The 3,896-nt window shown below is 69.9% G+C and carries 4 protein-coding genes and 2 pseudogenes; 1 reads left to right on the top strand and 5 read right to left on the bottom strand.

Annotated features, from left to right (window positions below; translation table 11 throughout):
- A partial coding sequence (locus Q5762_RS36570) for a calcium-binding protein (protein ID WP_315896638.1) occupies positions 1-1,634 on the bottom strand: 1,634 nt, incomplete at its 3' end.
- Between the two features lie 256 nt (positions 1,635-1,890).
- Here Q5762_RS36570 and Q5762_RS36565 point away from each other — a divergent pair.
- On the top strand, positions 1,891-2,229 hold the full coding sequence (locus Q5762_RS36565; RefSeq protein ID WP_315896637.1) for a DoxX family protein: 339 nt from the start codon (positions 1,891-1,893) through the stop codon (positions 2,227-2,229).
- Position 2,230: 1 nt separating this feature from the next.
- On the opposite strand, the gene Q5762_RS36560 is transcribed toward Q5762_RS36565, so the two are convergent.
- From Q5762_RS36560 to Q5762_RS36545, 4 genes and pseudogenes are all read right to left on the bottom strand, one after another.
- Positions 2,231-2,632 (bottom strand): hypothetical protein, encoded by a 402-nt coding sequence (locus tag Q5762_RS36560; RefSeq protein ID WP_315896636.1) that lies wholly within the window; start codon positions 2,630-2,632, stop codon positions 2,231-2,233.
- Complete coding sequence (locus tag Q5762_RS36555) at positions 2,629-2,802, bottom strand: DUF397 domain-containing protein (RefSeq protein ID WP_315896635.1); 174 nt, start codon at positions 2,800-2,802, stop codon at positions 2,629-2,631. Before Q5762_RS36555 ends, Q5762_RS36560 begins: the two co-directional genes overlap by 4 nt.
- 18 nt (positions 2,803-2,820) lie before the next feature.
- A pseudogene (locus tag Q5762_RS40120) lies at positions 2,821-2,925 on the bottom strand (DUF397 domain-containing protein); the annotation flags it as partial.
- Positions 2,894-3,811, bottom strand: a pseudogene (locus tag Q5762_RS36545) (helix-turn-helix domain-containing protein); the annotation flags it as partial. The pseudogenes Q5762_RS36545 and Q5762_RS40120, both read right to left, overlap by 32 nt.
- Between the last annotated feature and the right edge of the window lie 85 nt (positions 3,812-3,896).

The raw sequence follows: 3,896 nt of genomic DNA, 5'->3' as shown, positions 1-3,896 counted from the left end.
TTGGCGTTGTTGTTGGCCGGTACGGGGTCGTCCTCCACGGCCGCTGTCGCCACCCAGTCGGTGAGGGTCCCGGTGGCACGCGGTTCCGCGACCACGGTGATGGTGGCCGATGCGCCCGGCGCCAGGTCGCCCAACCGACACATCATGGTGGTGGGGTTGACGGTGCAGGGGCCGCCCTGGCTGGGCGTGGCCGACAGCAGGGTCCCGGAGCCGCCGGTGAGCGTGTCGGAGACCGAGGCCGCGGTGGCCGTCGCCGTCGTGCTGTTGTTCGTCACCCGGATCGTGTACGTGGCCTGGTCACCGATGCTGACGGTGCCGGGCCCGGTCTTGGTCACCGAGACGTCCACGCTGGGCGGCGTTGGGGCGCCTCCGCCACCCTCGTAGCGGGCGACCGCGAAGTCGACGTTCGGCCCGCCGTGGCCGGCCGCGACGATCTTGCCGTCGGACTGCAGCGCGACCGCGCCGGCGATGTCGGCGCCGCCGAAAGAGGTCGTCACCCTGCCGCCGGTCCCGAAGCCGGGGTCCGGAGCGCCGTCGGGGTTGTAGCGGATCAGCCCGAAGTCGCCGCCGTCACCGCCGCCCCTGCCCGCGACGACGATTCTGCCGTCGGCCTGCACGACCCCGTCCCTGGCGGCTCCACCGGCGGTGGTCACCATGCCGTCACCGCTGAAGCTCGTGTCCAGGCTGCCGTTGGCGAGGTACCGGGCCACCGCGGCGTCCGCGTCGGTGTTCCCGATGGCGACGATCTTGCCGTCGGCCTGCACCGCCACCTCCTCGGCGCCCTCGTACGCGCCGAAATCGGTGCGCACCTTGCCGTCACCGCTGAACCCGGTGTCCAGGCTGCCGTCGGCGTTGTACCGGATCAGCATGAAGTCGAAGCGGGTGGTTCCCACATCGCCGCCGACGACGACCTTGCCGTCGGACTGCAAGGCGAGGGAGAGGCCCGTTCCCCCCTCCTCCAGACTCGGTTCCGGGTCCGTGGCCACCGCGCCGTCGCCGTCGAAGCTGGTGTCCGGGGTGCCGTCCGCCAGGAGGCGGGCCGCCGCGAAGCGGCCGCCGGCATATCCGGCGGCGACGATCCTGCCGTCGGAACGCACCGCCACGTCCCGCGCACCCGCGGGCTGGCCGAACGCGGTGAGGAACGTGATGCCGCCGTTGCCGAACGTCGTGTCCAGTGCGCCGGCGGCGGTGTAGCGGGCCACCGTGAACGTGCAGCACTCCTCGAAGCCCGTCGCGGAGCTCCCGACCACGACGATCTTGCCGTCGTCCTGCACCGCCGCCGCCTCGGCGGCGTCGGTGAAACCACCGATGTCGGTGGACACCCGTCCGCCGTCGCCGAAGGTGGAGTCCAGACTGCCGTCCGCGAGGTAGCGGGTCACCGCGAAGTTCCCGAACGAGTCCGGCGCGTCGGTGCCGACGACGACGATCTTGCCGTCGGCCTGCACCACCACGTCGTTGCCCACCTCCTCACCGCCGGAGTCGGTGAGCACCGTGCCGTCGCCCCCGAAGCCGGGATCCAGATCTCCCGGGGCGGCCAGGGCCACTCCGGGAACGGCGAGCACCAGCGCCAGACTCGCGACGGCCGCGAGCCCGCCGCGCCCCAGGGTTCTTCGCAGACCAGTGAATGTGGACATGGAGACCTCTCGGATCGGGCCGTCCTGCGTGACGGTCCACAGACTCCGGCCACGCCCGCCGCCCAGGGCCGACGGCTCGGCCCCGCTGAGCTGCTTGGACGGTGTGATCCACTCACCCGGGTGAGGACGCCGGAGTGCCGTCGGCCGGCCGCGGCGATATTTCTCCGTCCGTACCTGTCACACAGGTGCGGCGCGCTCCGTCAGTGGGGTGTGCGAGCGGGAACCGCTCGCCGCCACCAGAGCTGAGGAGCCCGCCATGTCCACCACCTACGTCGTCGTCACCGCAGTCGCCGCGATCATGGTCGGCTTCTCGGCGGTCTCGGTCTTCATCAAGGCCCCCTGGGTCACCGAGCCCCTGACCCAGTACGGCGTCCCCACCTCCTGGTGGACCTGGCTCGGACTGGCCAAGGCGGCGGGCGCGGTGGGCCTGGTCGTCGGCCTGTGGATCCCCGCGATCGGCCTCGCGGCCGGCATCGGCATAGCCCTGTACTTCACGGGCGCCGTCATCACCGTCATCCGCGCCCGCCAGTACCCGCACGTGGCCTGGCCGCTGATGTACGCGGCCCCGGCCGTGGCTGCGATGATCCTTGCCTGAGCTACGGCTCGATCCAGCGCCGGAGCGCGTCGACCGTGGTCTCCGGCGAGGAGTTGAAGCACAACCGGATCCCGGGCACGGTCTCCAGGAGTACGTTCACCACCCGCTCGAACACGAGGGTGTGCTCGGGAAGCATGCGTACGCCGCCACCGATCATCGCCAACCCGAACGACCCGCCCTTGAGGTCCTCCCTGACGGTGGCCTCGGCGCCGTCAGGGTCGGGCTCGATCAGACAAGGTACGACATCGAACCCGGTCTCCCGCAGGGCGGCGTTCGCCGCGTCGATCCGCGCCGTGAGCGACTCCTTGGTGACGCCCTCGGGCATCGTCCGGTAGTCGAGCGACCGGGGGTGCAACCCGATGGACAGGACCCTCGTGCCCTTCGGCAGCCGCCCCGCACTCACAGGGACCTCACAAAGGAGTCCCAGGCCGAGCGCTCGAAGAGGAGAGCGGGCCCTTCGGGCGCCTTGCTGTCACGCACGGGGACGAGGCCGGGGAACCCGGGGGCGACTTCGAGGCAGTTGCCGCCGTTGTCCCCGCTGTAGCTGCTCTTGATCCACGTCGCTAAGTGCATCGTGTGCGTGCCCTTCGGTCAGAGGGAGTTCACGAACAGGTTCCACGCCTTGCGGTCGAAGACGACGGCCGGCCCTTCCGGGGCCTTGCTGTCACGCACGGGGGCGAGGCCGGGGAATCCGGGGGCGACTTCGAGGCAGTCGCCGCCGTTGGCGCCGCTGTAGCTGCTCTTCACCCAGGTCGCCGCAGTCAGATCGTGGCTCTGCATGGTGCCCGTACCCTTCCATCATGTCGCTGATCAGAGCGGCAGATTCGCGGGCCGACAGCGAGTCCGCCCTGAGCACATCATAGGTCTGGGCATGCTGCCGATAGAGGGCCGGATCGTCGGAGAGATGGCCACGGTCGAGCGACTCCGAGTACACCCACTCGCGGCTTCCGGGCAGCCGGATCAGCGACATCGAGGCGTCGGGACGGTCGATTTCGGGGTGGCTGGACGGAGCGATCTGCACGCGGATGTTCGGCAGTTGGCCCACGACCAGCAGGTGTGCGCACTGGTCGCGCATCACGGCGGGACCGCCCACCACGTTGCGCAGGCAGCTCTCGTCCAGAACCGCGATGTACATCGGGCCGTCGGGCGCCAGGAACCGCTGTTGGCGGCTCAACCTCGCCCTCACGCGCTCGTCCACCTCCGCAGTGGAAGTGAGCCGCCGGGCGAACAGCGCCGTCGCGTACTCCGGCGTCTGCAACAGGCCTGACATCACCTGTGTTTGGTACGCGCGGACTGCCAGGGCCTCGGCGTCCATCTGAGCCCGGCGCTCGAACCAGTCCGGGTGTTCCACCCTGGGATACCAATCGATCCTCCTCCACAGCCGAAGTAACACCCCACCCGTCTCCAGCAGTTCGTCGCACGCCCTCACGAACGACTCCTGCGGCACCCGCGTCCCCGCCTCCACCCGCGCCACATGCGACCGGTCGCACGGGATCTGGCGGGCAAGGGCCTCCTGGGTCAGTTCGGACGCCTCGCGGTAGTGGCGTAGTACCTCGCCGAAGACCCCGGCCGTCGTCGCGGCCGTACCTGAGGCTCATCAACTTCATTAGTTATCCCTAGTGTTGTGCCTGTATAGTTGAGGGCATGGAGTTGCTGCGTATGTCCAA

The organism is Streptomyces sp. P9(2023) (assembly GCF_032436795.1).
GTDB lineage: Bacteria > Actinomycetota > Actinomycetes > Streptomycetales > Streptomycetaceae > Streptomyces.
Note: the sequence above shows the minus strand (reverse complement) of the source record. Positions and strands in the feature narration are given on the sequence as shown.

Bases quoted from the DNA above. Each gene is read 5' to 3' on its own strand.
- Q5762_RS36555 (WP_315896635.1), bottom strand. From the start codon at position 2,802: ATGCACTTAGCGACGTGGATCAAGAGCAGCTACAGCGGGGACAACGGC.
- Q5762_RS36565 (WP_315896637.1), top strand. From the start codon at position 1,891: ATGTCCACCACCTACGTCGTCGTCACCGCAGTCGCCGCGATCATGGTC.